Origin of the sequence: Sphingobium chlorophenolicum, assembly GCF_000722875.1 — a bacterium.
Classification (GTDB): Bacteria; Pseudomonadota; Alphaproteobacteria; order Sphingomonadales; family Sphingomonadaceae; genus Sphingobium; species Sphingobium chlorophenolicum.
Genome location: NZ_JFHR01000009.1, coordinates 1 through 13,915 on the forward strand (window position 1 = coordinate 1; position 13,915 = coordinate 13,915).

Consider the following 13,915-nt stretch of genomic DNA (forward strand, 5'->3'; position numbering starts at 1 on the left):
ATCCTATTCCTCCCCATCGAGAGATGGGGAGGGGGACCGGCCGAAGGCTGGTGGAGGGGAATGGGGCACGACCTCCGAATCTTCCCCTCCACCATCGGCTGCGCCGACGGTCCCCCTCCCCACGCTTCGCGTAGGGAGGAATTGATGTCCGCTATTGGCCATTTCCCGACATTCCGGATTTGTCCACGCGGCCTGGGGAGAAATGGATGCTGAAACAAGTTCGGCATGACGGATGAAGAAGGCGGCGGAAATCCGTTCATATGCTTGACGCCGCCGGGATGAGCGGCGACATCGGGCATCTCTGCACCCTAAGGGATTTCGTCGCCGCCCCATGTCCATCGCCTATCTGAACGGCCGCTTCGTGCCGCTGGAACAAGCTCAGGTCTCCGTGCTGGATCGGGGTTTCCTGTTCGCGGACGGCATCTATGAGGTCGCGGCGGTGATCGACGGCAAGCTGGTCGACAGCGCGTCCCATCTGGCCCGGCTGGAGCGGTCGACCGGGGCCATCGGCATCGCCCTGCCCCTCTCCCTCGCGGAGATTGAGGCGGCGCAGAAGGAATTGGTGGCGCGCAATGGGCTGACCGAGGGGCTGGTCTATCTCCAGATTACGCGGGGGGCCGACGCGACGCGCGATTTCCTGCCCTCTCCCGATATCCAGCCGACCTTGGTGATGTTCGTGCAGGCCAAGCCTTTCCTCGACGTGCCTGCGGTGCGCAACGGCATCGCGGTCGCTACGATGCCCGACCTGCGCTGGGCGCGGCGCGACATCAAGAGCGTCGGACTGCTCGCCCAGGCCATGGCCAAGCGCGCCGCCGCCGATGCGGGCGCGCAGGAGGCGTGGATGGTGGAGGACGGCTTCGTCACCGAGGGGGCGTCGTCCACCGCCTTCATCGTGACGGAAGAGGGCATCGTCACCCGGCCCTACAGCCAGGCGGTGCTGGCGGGCTGCACCGGCGCGGCGCTGAACGCGCTGGCGGAGGAAAGCGGGATTGCGATCATCCGCCGTCCCTTCACCGTCGCGGAAGCGATGTCCGCGAAGGAAGCCTTTATCGCCAGCGCCTCCACCCTCTGCCAGTCGGTGGTGCGGATCGACGGGCAGACCATTGGCGACGGCAAGCCCGGACCGGTCGCGATGCGGCTGCGCGCCCTTTATATCGACTTTGCCCGCCGCACGGCGGTTTGAGCAAAAGAGCGCGCAAAACTTGATCCGTTTCGGACGGATCGAGGGAAGCCGTCATTCGCGCCATTTCGGCGGGGATCGAAGGCTCCATTTTGGCGGTCCGGTACGGCGAGGCCGGAAAAGGGCCGTTTACAGGACGGCCGATGGGGGCGATGGGCGCCCATATATCCATAATGGAGAATGGTCTGGCTGCGTAACGACGGCGTTGCGATTAGCTGGAACAAACAGGACGGGAGATTTCGGCGTGGGTTTGGATCATGATGAGATCGGTTTGGACGCATCCCTGGACCAACCCTTCGGCGCGCGGGACGACCGGCCGGGCCTGCTGATCCTGGCGGACGACGTCTTTCTGGACGACGCCGCGATGCTGAGCCGGGCGGCGGGGCTTCGCCTGTTGGGCACGGTGCCGCTGGACCAGGCGTCGACCCGGCTGGACGTGCAGATCGGCTGCGACATCATCCTGTGCTTCTGCCCGACCCCCGATGCGATGATCGAGCGGTTGCTGGTGCAGATCGAGACGATGGCGTTGCAGAACGACATGCCGGTCATATTGGTCGCCGATCTGGAGACGGTCGACCTTGCCTATGCTTGCCTGCGCAGCGAGCGGACGCAATTGCTTTGCAGGCCGGGGCATACCGATTTGGCCGCCGCCCTTCTGGCCGCCGCGCGCCAGACGACGTCCGGCGCTTTCCATGAGGCCAATCGGGACAATGAGGGGCTGAGGCTCCAGCAACTGAGCGACGAGGTGAGCCGCCTCGCCCGCACGCTGGAGGCGCTGACGCTGCGCCCCCGTCATGCGACGCCGTCCTTCGATCTAGGGCCGCGCATATCGGACGAGCCGAACGACTATATCGGCATGCCCTCGCTGGAGCCGATCGGCAGCGCGGACAAGGCCGCCGACGCCGCAGCCGTGGATGCGGCGCAGGTGCGCGACCTGCTGCGGGCGCGGCGGCTGCGCGACGATTTCCTGCCCGCCGACTTGTTCGCGGACCCGGCATGGGACATGCTGCTGGACTTGCTGGCCGCCCGGCTGGAGCATGAGCGCGTGTCGGTGTCGAGCCTGTGCATCGCGTCGGCGGTGCCGCCGACGACGGCGCTGCGCTGGATACGGACCTTGACGGAAAAGGGCTTTGTCGACCGTCAGGCCGATCCGCATGACGGGCGGCGGGTCTTCATCGCGCTGGCCGATCACACGACGGAGGCGCTGAGCCGCTGGTTCACCGCCAGCCGCCGTTTCCTGTGCGCGTGACGAATATCCCGCCGTCCCGGCTTGACCGGCGGCCGGATTGCCGTAGATAGGCGCGCAACCGGACGCCTGCGGTCATCGCGGGCATCGGGCGATTAGCTCAGTTGGTAGAGCGTCTCGTTTACACCGAGAATGTCGGCGGTTCGAGCCCGTCATCGCCCACCACCCCCTTTCAGAAATCTGTTCCCGCATGCGGCGAAGTGGGTTAGGATCGCCGCGACCCAAAGCTTTGGCGAGGCGCATGGCATCATGTCTCTCACGCTTCTCTTTTCCGGTGCGATCGCGCCCTTCCTGCTGATGCTGTCGCCCATTTCGCTGGCGACGGCCCGCGATTGCCTGGATTGGGACGTACCGGCCAAGGCGGTCGACGTGGCGGTGGAGAAGCCCTGCCCCAAGAAGAAACCGCCGCTGCTGCTGATGTAGGCGCCTGTCGCCACGGATATTGCGGCGCGCCGCCAGCGCTGCTAATCGGTGCCGCCATGATCCAGCCGCCTGAAATCATCCGAGTCACCAAGTCCCGCGTCTCCTGCGACGGTTCGGGGGAGATTCCCGCCGCGCTCGGCCATCCGCGCGTCTTCCTGGAGATTGACGAGCATGGCTATGTCGATTGCGGCTATTGCGACCGCCGCTTCGTGCTGGCCGGGGGCGTCGCCGATACGCCGGAAATCGCCGGGCTGCCGGATATTTCTTCGGGCGCCAGCCTTTAATTCTTGAAGTGATGGGCCTCCTGCTAAGGTAGGAGCCGAGTCCATAGGTCAGAACTGGGTTCCTGCCTTCGCAGGAACATGTGGCGCGAGCGCCAACAAATCGGTTGGGCTTGCGGCCTGCCGATCCTATATCGGACGGCATGACCGATGCTGCTCCCCAGTTCACCGATGCCCGCGGCCTGCTCTATCGGCCCGGCCTGCTCGATCCCGACGGCGCGCGCCGTCTGACCGCCGAGGCGCTGAAAAGCTGCGACGATGGCGAGCTTTATTTGCAATATCGGGCGAGCGAGAGTTTCGGCTTCGACGACGGGCGGCTGAAGACCGCCGATTATTCGACCGATGCGGGCTTCGGCCTGCGTGGCGTGTCGGGCGAGATGACCGGTTTCGCCCATGCCAACGACATTAGCGAAGCCGCGATCCGCCGCGCTGCCGAGACGCTGACCTTGCTCGATCCGGCGAAGGGACAGCCTGCGCCGCCGCCGCAGCATACCAACCGGCATCTCTATACCGACGTCAATCCGCTGGAGATCGTGCCCTTTGCCGAGAAGGTGACGCTCTGCGCCGCCATCGACGCCGCCGCCCGCGCTCGCGATCCGCGTGTGGCGCAGGTGTCGGTGAGCCTGGCGGGAAGCTGGTCGGTGGTGGAGATCGTGCGCGCCGACGGCTTTACCGCGACCGACATCCGGCCGCTGGTGCGGCTCAACGTTTCCGTCATCCTGGAGGAGAATGGCCGCCGCGAGACGGGCGTGTTCGGGATTGGCGGGCGCTATCTCTATGATGAGGTGATGGACCCGGCGATCTGGAACCGGGCCATTGACGAGGCGCTGGCGCAGGCGCGGGTCAATCTGCGCTCGGTGGCCGCGCCTGCGGGCGAGATGACTGTGCTGCTGGGGCCGGGCTGGCCGGGCGTGCTGGTGCATGAAGCCATTGGGCACGGACTGGAGGGCGACTTCAACCGCAAGGGGACCAGCGCTTTTTCCGGGCGCGTGGGGCAGCGGGTGGCTGCTCCGGGCGTGACCGTGGTCGATGACGGGTCGATCATGAGCCGACGCGGTTCGCTCTCCATCGATGATGAGGGCACGCCGACAAAGGAGAATGTGCTGATCGAGGACGGTATCCTCAAGGGCTATATGCAGGACCGGCTGAACGCCCGGCTGATGGGCGTGGAGCCGACCGGCAACGGCCGCCGCGAAAGCTATGCCCATGCGCCGATGCCACGCATGACCAACACTTTCATCAAGGGCGGAAATGACGATCCGGAGGAACTGCTGAGCCGGATGAAGTCGGGCATTTTCGCCAAGAGCTTTGGCGGCGGGCAGGTCGACATCGTGTCGGGCAAGTTCGTCTTTACCTGCACGGAGGCCTATAAGGTCGAGAATGGCAAGCTGGGCGACCCGATCAAGGGCGCGACGTTGATCGGCGACGGGCCGACGGCGCTGACCAAGGTGATCGGCATCGGCAACGACTGGGCGCTGGACGAAGGCATCGGCATGTGCGGCAAGGGCGGACAGAGCGTGCCTGCGGGCGTGGGCCAGCCTACGCTGCTGATGAAGGGCCTTACGGTCGGCGGAACGGCGACCTGAGGCATGGACGCCATGGGCGGAGGAACCGGTGGCAGGGTTCGTCTTTATTCCTTTCATGAACAAGCTGACGGACAGCCATGATGCTGTGACCGCCGACTGGGCGGCTGCTTTGCTGGACTTCTGGTTCAACCAGGTGGGCGAGCGGGGATGGTGGAGTCACGATGCGGCGCTGGACCGGACCTGTCAGGCGCGATTTCGTGGTCTGTGGGAAGAAAAGCGCTCGTTGCCAGCCGAAGATTTTCTGGATCGGGCGGACGACGCGCTGGCGGCGGTGCTGTTGTTCGATCAATTGCCGCGCAACATGTTCCGGGGTTCGGCGGCTGCTTTCTCTACCGATGCCCTGGCCCGCGACGTGGCACGGGGCGCGGTGGCCCATGGATATGACATCCAGATTGGCGGCGCCGGGCGGTTATTCTTCTATATGCCCTTCCAGCATAGCGAAGCGCTGGACGACCAGAAATTGTCGGTCAGCCTGTTCGAAGGTGCGGGTGACGAGAAATCGCTCCGGTTCGCGCGGGAGCATTATGCCGTCATAGAGCGGTTCGGTCGCTTTCCTCATCGCAATACAGTGCTGGGCCGCGTAAACGCGCTAGGCGAGGAAGAGGCGGCGAAGGAAGGTGGGGGTTGGTGAGGCCCGCCTGAACGTTCCTAGGTCATGCTGGGATGGCTTCGTTACTCCTCGGATAGTCTCGGTTGCGGCTGGCGGATGAAGGCAGCATTTCCGTAGCGGCATTGCCTAATTTTTGAGCATCGCCCCGACGCTGCCCATTTTTTCAGCGGCTCGCTTCGGCGCGCCATGGGAAAAGCCCGCATTAACCCGCCTTTTACGAATTGGCACGGCTTTTGCTGAGTATATCCCCGCACACCAGTAACAGGGGGCGACATGAAACTTGTCATGGCTATCATCAAGCCGTTCAAGCTTGACGATGTCCGCGAGGCACTTTCCTCGCTTGGCATCGCCGGGATGACGGTGAGCGAAGTGAAGGGCTTCGGCCGCCAGAAGGGGCAGACCGAAATCTATCGCGGCGCCGAATATTCGACCAACATGGTTCCGAAGATCAAGATCGAAGTGGTCTGCGACGACGACCTCGCGCCGCGCGTCGTGGAAGCCACCCAGGCTGCCGCCAATTCGGGCGCCATCGGTGATGGCAAGATCTTCGTCCTCGATGTCGAGCAGGCGGTGCGCATCCGTACCGGCGAGACCGGCGAAACCGCTCTGTAAGGGGGGAATTAATGACCTTTTCCAAGAAGCTTTGCGGCGTCGCGGGGGCCATGGGCCTGTCGCTGTTCGCCGCGATGCCCGCCTGGGCACAGGATGCCGCGCCAGCGGCCACCGTCGACAAGGGCGATACCGCCTGGATGATGACCTCCACCGTGCTGGTGCTGGCGATGATCCTGCCGGGCCTCGCCCTGTTCTACGGCGGCCTGGTCCGCACCAAGAACATGCTGTCCGTCATGACGCAGATCGGCGCGGTGGCATGCCTCGCCATGCTGATCTGGGTGATGTACGGCTATTCCATGGCTTTCGGCCCGGATTACACCAGCGGCCTCAGCAACTTCATCTCGACCTTCGACAAGGCCTTCCTGAAGGGCATCACGCCCGCATCGCAGGCGGCGACCTTCACGGCTGGCGTCGAAATTCCTGAATATGTGTTCGTCAGCTTCCAGATGACCTTTGCCGCGATCACCGTGGCGCTGGTGCTGGGTTCGGTGGTCGAGCGCATCAAATTCTCGGCTGTGATGGTGTTCGCAGCCGTCTGGCTGACGATCGTCTACTTCCCGATCGCGCACATGGTCTGGGCAGCGAGCGGCCTGTTCTTCAAGGCGGGCGCTCTCGACTTCGCGGGCGGCACCGTGGTCCACATCAACGCGGGCGTTTCCGCGCTGGTCGCCTGCCTCATCCTGGGCAAGCGCATCGGCTTCCCCAAGGAACCGATGCCGCCGCACAGCCTGACGCTGACGGGCGTGGGCACCGGCCTGCTGTGGGTCGGCTGGTTCGGCTTCAACGCCGGTTCGGCGCTGGAAGCCAATGGTTCGGCTGCTCTCGCGATGATCAACACCTTCGTCGCCACCGCTTCGGCCGGCCTGTTCTGGATGCTCGCCGAGCGTATCAACGGGCATAAGGGTTCGGCTCTGGGCTTCTGCTCCGGCATCATCGCCGGTCTGGTCGCGGTCACCCCGGCTGCGGGCAATTCCGGCCCGTTCGGTGCGATCGTCCTGGGCGCCGTCGCTTCGATCATCTGCTTCTACGCCGTCACCGTCCTCAAGCCGAAGCTCGGCTATGACGACTCGCTGGACGCCTTCGGCATCCACGGCATCGGCGGCATGATCGGCGCCATCGGCACCGCCATCGTCTACTCGCCCTCGCTGGGCGGCCCCGGTGCGGAAGATTATGAGATCGGCGCCAAGCTGATCGTCCAGATCGAAGCGGTCCTGACGACCATCGTCTGGGCGTCGATCGGCACCGTCATCGCCATCTTCATCGCCAAGGCTGTCACTGGCCTGCGGGTCAGCAAGGAGGTCGAACTGGAAGGCCTCGACCTCGGCGAACATGGCGAGCGCGCCTACAACGCATAAGCAATTGGCAGGGCGGGCCGACACGCAAAGGCCCGCCCGCCTCACCTTGTTCCTCCTGCGAACATGCCTCGGGACCGGTACGCAAGTATCGGTCCCTTTTTTGTCAGCTTCGGGGGCGGGTCCAGAGCGCGGCCGGGCGCGGCGTTCCGGCGGGCCAGCGGCGAGCGCGGCCGGGGATTTGCAGGCCTGCGCGGAGAATCCAGCCCAGCTTGTCGCCCTTCGGCGTGACGACGCGATGGTCCCAGGCATGGTCGCCCCGGCGGGCGACTTCGCGGGCGATGCCGCCATAGATGCCCGCCGCCGCCAGGACCGCCCATGCGGAGCGTGGCGGCAGGGCGCCGGTGCCGTGGCGGGCGCTTTCCTCATAAGCGGCGGCCATGTCGGCCAGGCGGCGGGCGAGGATGGCAAGGCGCGGGCGGACCCAGGGTTTCATATGCTCGCCGGGGGGCATGTCCATTTCGACCAGCCATTCTTCGGGCAGGTAGCAGCGGTCGGCGGCTTCATCCTCGCTGATGTCGCGGGCGATATTGGCGAGCTGGAACGCAAGGCCGAGGTCGCAGGCGCGGTCGAGCGTGGCTTCGTCATCGGGGTCGACACCCATCAGGATCGCCATCATGCAGCCGACCGTGCCCGCGACATGGTAGCAATAGCGCAGCATGTCGGCTTCGCTGCGGGGGCGCCATTCGCGGGCGTCCAGGGCGAAGCCTTCGATCAGGTCGTGGGCGTAGCGTTCCGGAATCGCGCATTCCCGCATGACGAGGCCGAAGCCATCGAAGGCCGGGTCGCCGGTGGGTTCGCTGCGGAGGGCCGCGCCGGTCAGAGTGCGGATGGTGGAGAGGTGGGCCTGACCGTCAGCCACGCCGCGCATCGTGCCGCCATGGTCCTGCCCGTCCGCTATGTCGTCGCATTTGCGGCACCAGGCGTAGAGCAGCCAGGCCCGTTCACGGGTATGGCGATCGAAGAGTTTGGAAGCGAGGGCGAAAGATTTGGAGCCGCGCGCGATGCTCTCGCGGGCCTGGGCGATGAGGGTTGCGCGGTGAGGAAATTCTGAGGACATGGTCAGGACATGCCGTGTGTGGTGGCGAAAGTCACCTGGCGTGCGTTTGTTTCGGGGGAAGTCGAGGAATGGCGGGTTCGCCGGTCTGAGTGATTTGGGTGGAGAGCGGACCTACCTTATTCCTCCCCATCGAGAGATGGGGAGGGTCGAAGAGAAGGCACGTGACTCTCTTCGACGGCCGAAGGCTGGTGGAGGGGAATAGGGCGCGACCTCCGAATTTCCCCTCCACCACTCGCTTCGCGAGCGGTCCCCCTCCCCACGCTGCGCGTAGGGAGGAATTTAACGTCCGCGCGAATATCCACGCGGCCTAGCCATTGCTCCACTTCGCTCGAAACGAACAGGTCTTGATCAGAGACGATCCGCCTTCATCGCGAAGATGGTTTCGTGGGGTTGATAGGCCGCCATCCTGTCGAGCAGGGCTTCGATGGCGTTGGCGTGGATCAGGATATTGGCGTGCTGGGCGCGGATGAAGCCCGCCTCCACCATATACTGGTTGAAGGCGATGAGTTGGTCGTAAAAGCCCGCGACATTGAGCAGGCCCACCGGCTTGCGGTGATAGCCGAGTTGCGCCCAACTGATTGCTTCCCACAATTCGTCCATCGTGCCGACGCCGCCCGGCAGGGTGACGAAACCGTCGGACAGGTCGGTGAAAAGCTGCTTGCGCTGGTGCATGGTCTGGACGACTTGCAGTTCCGTGCAGCCGCGATGGGCGACTTCGGCGCCGACCAGCGCTTCGGGGATGACGCCGGTCACTTCGCCGCCCGCTTCCAGAGCCGCATCCGCTACCGCGCCCATCAGGCCCAGGCGACCGCCGCCATAAACGACGCCGATGCCACGCTGCGCCAGCACGCGGCCGACATGGCGGGCGGCCTCCACATAGGCGGGGTCGGCTGGGGTGGCCGATCCGCAATAGACTGCCAGTCTCTTCATCCTACACCAGATCTTCCAGCATCAGCGCGGCGGTCGCCTTCGCGCTGCCGACCACGCCGGGGATGCCCGCGCCGGGATGGGTGCCCGCCCCGACCAGATAGAGGTTGGGAATGACATCGTCGCGATTATGGGCACGGAACCACGCGCTTTGGGTGAGCAAAGGTTCCAGGCTGAAGGCGCTGCCCAGATGCGCCGACAGGTCTCGCCCGAAATCGGGCGGCGCATAATGGAACTGCGTGACGATGCGGGAGCGGATGTCGGGGATCAGGCGATGTTGGATTTCGTCCAATATGCGTTCGGCATAGGCGGGCGCGAACCGGTCCCAATCGATGGGCAGCTTGCCCATATGCGGCACCGGGGCGAGCGCATAGAAGGTCGAATGGCCGTCCGGCGCCATCGACGGATCGGTGACGGTCGGATGGTGCAGGTAGAGCGAGAAATCCTGCGGCAGCACGCCATGGTCGTAAATGTCGGTCAGCAGCCCCTGATAGCGCGGACCGAACAGGATCATGTGGTGCGGGATGCCCGGCCAGCTTCCCTTGATGCCGAAATGCAGCACGAACAGGCTGGGCGACCAGCGTTTGCGGGCGAGCTTTTCCGCTTGTTTCTGCCCACGTGGATGATGGCCGATCAGGTCGCGATAGCTGTGCATCAGGTCGGCGTTGGAGGCGACGGCGTCCGCCTCCCCCCGCCAGCCCGAAGCGGTGCGCACGGCGACGGCGCGGTCGCCATAGGTTTCGATTCTGGTCACCGGATCGGCCAGCCGCAACGTGCCGCCCAACCGCTCGAAATGGGTCGCCATCCCCTGGACGAGGCGGTTGGTGCCGCCCTTCGCGAACCAGACGCCGCCGTCCTTCTCCAGCTTGTGGATCAGGGCGTAGATGGAACTGGTCTGCATCGGATTGCCGCCGACCAGCAGCGTGTGGAAGGAGAGCGCCTGCCGCAGCTTCTCATTCTTCACATGGGAGGAGACGACCGAATAGACCGACCGCCACGCCTGATGCTTCATCAGCGCGGGCGCGGCGCGGACCATGGAGGCGAAGTCGAGGAAGGCGACCGAGCCGAGCTTGCGATACCCCTCCTGATAGACGCCGTCGGCATAGTCGAGGAAGCTCTCATAGCCCGCGACATCTTCGGGATTGAGTTTGGCGATCTGGGCGCGGAGGGCGGTTTCGTCGTTGGAATAGTCGAAATTGGTGCCGTCGCGCCAGTTGAGCCGGTAGAAGGGGGAGACGGGGACGAGGCTGACATCCTCCGCCATGTCGTGGCCGGACAGGCGCCATAATTCGCCCAGGCAGTCGGGATCAGTGATGACGGTCGGCCCGGCGTCGAAGACGAAGCCGTCCTTTTCCCACATATAGGCGCGCCCGCCCGGCCGGTCGCGGGCCTCCACCAGCGTGGTTTCCACCCCGGCGGATTGCAGGCGGATGGCGAGCGCAAGGCCGCCAAAGCCCGCGCCGATGACGATCGCTTTCCGGTTCATCGGGGTCGCTTCATCAGGCGGGAGGGCTCATCAATGCGCACATGGCGTCCCTTATGGGCACGGGGGGCCGCCCGCACAAGATGCGGATGCGATCCCGAAGCGTCGAGCGGCCCGCATAGAAGCGGCCGATCAGGGCGGGGCTGAGCCGATAGAAACGTTCGAAGATGCGCCAGCGCTGTGCCGGGCGGGCCGCGCCGAACAACATGCGGCCGAGCAGCCGGTAATAGCGCCCCTGCCGCCAGTGGAGGGCGGCCCATTCCCGCGTCGCATGCGCCAGCAGGCGGCCCTCCATCGGCCACTCATCCGCTAGCCATTGCGCGAAGCGCACGGCGTCGGGCAGGGAATAGCCGGTCATGGGCTGGAACATGGCCGCCCTGACCCCCAACCGCGCCACCGAGTCATGCTGCGGCCAGAAGCGGTCGAAATCGCCGCCATGAACGACCGGCAGAACGCCGCTTTCGCTGTGGACGACCGCCTCGACCCGCCAGCCCTGCGCCTTGGCATAGGCGGCGATGCGGGCTTCCAGTGCGGGGATGTCGAGGTCTGGAGTGTCGCTGTAATAAGTGTCTTCGACGAAGATGGTCCGGTCGTCGCGGGGCAGCAGGTAGACGAAGCGATAGCCGTCGCATTGCTCGACCGTAGCGTCCATGATGACCGGGCTGGTCAGGCCGTGGGGAGCGGTCAGGTTCAGGGTCTGGCCGACGAATTTCTGCCAGCCGCAGCGCAGGGCGGAAAGATCGCCCCCTCCCCTGGCGTCCAGCACCGCACTGGCGCGGATGGTGCGGCCGTCGGACAGGGTGACGGTGGTGGCCGTCAGTTCGGTGGCCGGCGCGCCGGTCAGGACGGCATCGCCAAGCACTTCCCGGACATGAGCGTCGAGGCGCGTCGAGGTGATGCTGTTATAGGGCGCGGCAAGTCGGCGATTGTGGCCGGGGAAGCGGACCTCATAGCCGTCGGGCCAGCGATGGGCGATCAGCGGTTCGACAAGCCAGCGGTCGCCCGCATCCACGTCGCTGTCGAAGAAGGACCAGATATGGTTGCCGCCGAGCGTATCGCCGCTTTCCAGCAGCCGGATGGAGACATGGGGATGGCGCATGGCGAAGGCGAGCGCGGTCAGGCTGCCCGCCAGGCCGCCGCCCACTATCGCCAGGTCGCAATCCGTCATGGGCACCCTTGTTAGGAGCTTTGCGGGGAAATGCACGGATTGATTTCCGGTCCCATATAGTATAGGGGGGTATCCTATGCATATCGTGGCGGATCGGGACAAGCTGTTGGCGCGGGTGCGGCGCATCGCCGGGCAGATCGGCGCGGTCGAGCGGCAATTGGCGGGCGATGCGGGCTGTTCGGAGACGCTGCAACTGGTTGCCTCCGTCCGGGGAGCCGTAGGCAGCCTGATGGAAGAGTTGATCGATCAGCATATGCGCGAACATGTCGCCCGGCCGGGCATCAGCGACGAAGCGCGACAGGCCGCGGCGGAGGAGATGCTGGCGCTGATCCGGCGCTACGGGAAATGAGCATGCACGACGATCACGATCATGGCGGCCATCATACGCATGACCATACCCATGACATGCCTGCGTCCCGCGCGGACGAGGGCGAGGAAAGCCATTATTTCGACCATATCTACCTGAACCGGGGGCATGACGAGAATGCCCGCAAGACGATGTGGGTGGTGTGGCTGACAGCGGCGACCATGGTGGTGGAGATCGTCTTCGGCTGGCTGAGCGGGTCGATGGCGCTGCTGGCCGACGGTTTCCACATGGCGACCCATGCGGGCGCGCTGGCGGTGGCGGCGGCGGCCTATGGCTATGCGCGGCGGCATGCGCGCAATCCGCGCTATACTTTCGGGACCGGCAAGGTGGGGGATTTGTCCGGCTTCACCTCCGCGCTGATCCTGGTCTTCACGGCGCTGTTCATCGCCTTCGAATCGGTGATGCGCCTGTTCGATCCGGTGAAGGTGGCCTTTGGTGAGGCGACGCTGGTCGCGGTGGTGGGACTGGTCATCAACCTGATCAGCGCCCTGCTGCTGGGGCATGACCATAGCCATGATCATGGGCATGATCATGACCATAAGCAGGGCCATGCCGACAATAATCTGCGCGCCGCCTATGTGCATGTGCTGACCGACGCGCTGACGTCGGTGCTGGCGATCGCGGCGTTGCTGGCGGGGCGCTATATGGGCTGGTGGTGGCTGGACCCGGCGGTCGGCCTGCTGGGCGCGGTGGTGATCGCGCGCTGGGCCTGGGGGCTGATGAAGGATACCGCCGCGATCCTGCTCGACACCGCCGAACCGGCGCTGACGGCGCGGATCAAGGCACTGGTGGAGGCGGAGGGGGCGACCATCCGCGACCTGCATGTCTGGCGCATCGGGCCGCATGCCCATGCCGCCATCGTCAGCCTGGCCCCCGGCGCGGACGCCGCCGCCGTGCGCCGCCAGGTCCGCGCCCTGCCGCGCATGGAGCATGTGACGGTGGAGTGCGGATAGAATCGGGCAAGGGCTGGCGCAGCCTGATCTGGATCACTTGACTCGACTCGGCGGGTCATCCAGTTTCCCCCACGGAAATCTAAAAGATACCGTCGGAGAGGAGGCCTTATGCCTGCAGCAAAGCCTTTTGCGGAGAAGATTTTCCACGCCCTTTTGATGGAATGCTTTGCCCAGCAGCGACAGCCCACGGACGATGAGGTGGACTCGGTCGCTTCCCAGATCTGGCAGGACAGCCACGGTTCGATGACGGGGCAGAGTTGGCGAGATGTCGCCAAGGGAAGTGACGCGCACCGGCAGATGATCAATGCGGCGTTGATGGCGTTCGGTTCGGCGCCTTCGGAAATGCATATGGAGCCGTCTTAAGGTCGATATTTAGGCCGACGCCGGATATATTCTCATTCGTCATGCTGAACTTGTTTCAGCATCCATTTCTCCCCACGCGCCGTGGTCTGTGAAGGCATGATGGATGCTGAAACAAGTTCAGCATGACGAAGTTCGGACTCCTGCGTGAACGATGCAGCCTATGGCTAGGCACGTGCGAGAAAATTCTCAGTAGCATCTTGAAACGGAAATCAGCCTTCCTATCTCCGTCTTGTCCCGGCTCTCCCCCCCTCCCGCCGGGACACCCATCATTGTAGCCCCGGCCTTCCCTTGCGCCGGGGCTGCT

Annotated in this window: 15 protein-coding genes and 1 tRNA gene; 12 read left to right on the plus strand and 4 right to left on the minus strand. The window is 64.9% G+C overall.

What is annotated here, in order from left to right:
- Positions 1–331: 331 nt before the first annotated feature.
- The 9 genes from BV95_RS05185 to BV95_RS05220 all read left to right on the plus strand — a co-directional run bounded on the left by BV95_RS05185 (position 332) and on the right by BV95_RS05220 (position 7,293).
- Positions 332–1,183: a D-amino-acid transaminase gene (locus BV95_RS05185; protein ID WP_037448326.1), complete on the plus strand. Its 852-nt coding sequence runs from the start codon at positions 332–334 to the stop codon at positions 1,181–1,183.
- 241 nt (positions 1,184–1,424) lie between these two features.
- Entirely contained in the window at positions 1,425–2,429 is a 1,005-nt protein-coding gene (locus BV95_RS05190; protein ID WP_081873284.1) for a MarR family transcriptional regulator, read from the plus strand.
- Between the two features lie 86 nt (positions 2,430–2,515).
- Positions 2,516–2,591: transfer RNA gene (locus BV95_RS05195), tRNA-Val, on the plus strand.
- An 84-nt stretch (positions 2,592–2,675) separates the two neighbouring features.
- Entirely contained in the window at positions 2,676–2,849 is a 174-nt protein-coding gene (locus BV95_RS24255; RefSeq protein WP_169804651.1) for a hypothetical protein, read from the plus strand.
- Positions 2,850–2,905: 56 nt separating this feature from the next.
- The gene (locus BV95_RS05200) at positions 2,906–3,133 is read left to right on the plus strand and encodes a zinc-finger domain-containing protein (protein ID WP_013847861.1); all 228 of its coding nucleotides are present in this window, start codon (positions 2,906–2,908) and stop codon (positions 3,131–3,133) included.
- Positions 3,134–3,273: 140 nt separating this feature from the next.
- On the plus strand, positions 3,274–4,716 hold the full coding sequence (gene tldD / locus BV95_RS05205; protein WP_037448644.1) for a metalloprotease TldD: 1,443 nt from the start codon (positions 3,274–3,276) through the stop codon (positions 4,714–4,716).
- A gap of 55 nt (positions 4,717–4,771) precedes the next feature.
- Positions 4,772–5,347: a DUF924 family protein gene (locus BV95_RS05210; protein ID WP_037448332.1), complete on the plus strand. Its 576-nt coding sequence runs from the start codon at positions 4,772–4,774 to the stop codon at positions 5,345–5,347.
- 252 nt (positions 5,348–5,599) lie between these two features.
- Positions 5,600–5,938 carry a P-II family nitrogen regulator gene (locus BV95_RS05215; RefSeq protein ID WP_013847864.1) on the plus strand — a complete coding sequence of 113 codons (339 nt, stop codon included), beginning with the start codon at positions 5,600–5,602 and terminating at the stop codon, positions 5,936–5,938.
- 11 nt (positions 5,939–5,949) lie between these two features.
- Positions 5,950–7,293, plus strand: a complete 1,344-nt coding sequence (locus BV95_RS05220) for an ammonium transporter (protein WP_037448335.1) — start codon at positions 5,950–5,952, stop codon at positions 7,291–7,293.
- 103 nt (positions 7,294–7,396) lie between these two features.
- Here the strand turns inward: BV95_RS05220 and BV95_RS05225 are convergent, their stop codons facing one another.
- From BV95_RS05225 to crtY, 4 genes are all read right to left on the minus strand, one after another.
- Complete coding sequence (locus BV95_RS05225; RefSeq protein WP_037448337.1) at positions 7,397–8,350, minus strand: phytoene/squalene synthase family protein; 954 nt, start codon at positions 8,348–8,350, stop codon at positions 7,397–7,399.
- Positions 8,351–8,698: 348 nt separating this feature from the next.
- The gene (locus tag BV95_RS05230; protein WP_037448340.1) at positions 8,699–9,280 is read right to left on the minus strand and encodes an LOG family protein; all 582 of its coding nucleotides are present in this window, start codon (positions 9,278–9,280) and stop codon (positions 8,699–8,701) included.
- 1 nt (position 9,281) lies between these two features.
- Positions 9,282–10,763: a phytoene desaturase gene (locus BV95_RS05235; protein WP_037448343.1), complete on the minus strand. Its 1,482-nt coding sequence runs from the start codon at positions 10,761–10,763 to the stop codon at positions 9,282–9,284.
- A gap of 13 nt (positions 10,764–10,776) precedes the next feature.
- Complete coding sequence (gene crtY / locus BV95_RS05240) at positions 10,777–11,928, minus strand: lycopene beta-cyclase CrtY (protein WP_037448344.1); 1,152 nt, start codon at positions 11,926–11,928, stop codon at positions 10,777–10,779.
- Between the two features lie 76 nt (positions 11,929–12,004).
- Here crtY and BV95_RS05245 point away from each other — a divergent pair, with 76 nt between their 5' ends.
- From BV95_RS05245 to BV95_RS05255, 3 genes are all read left to right on the plus strand, one after another.
- Positions 12,005–12,277 carry a metal/formaldehyde-sensitive transcriptional repressor gene (locus tag BV95_RS05245; RefSeq protein ID WP_037448347.1) on the plus strand — a complete coding sequence of 91 codons (273 nt, stop codon included), beginning with the start codon at positions 12,005–12,007 and terminating at the stop codon, positions 12,275–12,277.
- Entirely contained in the window at positions 12,274–13,248 is a 975-nt protein-coding gene (gene dmeF / locus BV95_RS05250) for a CDF family Co(II)/Ni(II) efflux transporter DmeF (RefSeq protein WP_037448350.1), read from the plus strand. The genes BV95_RS05245 and dmeF overlap by 4 nt, the downstream gene beginning before the upstream one ends.
- Positions 13,249–13,356: 108 nt before the next feature.
- A complete protein-coding gene (locus BV95_RS05255) occupies positions 13,357–13,611 on the plus strand; it encodes a hypothetical protein (protein ID WP_013847871.1) in 255 nt (84 codons plus the stop codon).
- The last annotated feature ends 304 nt before the right edge of the window (positions 13,612–13,915 follow it).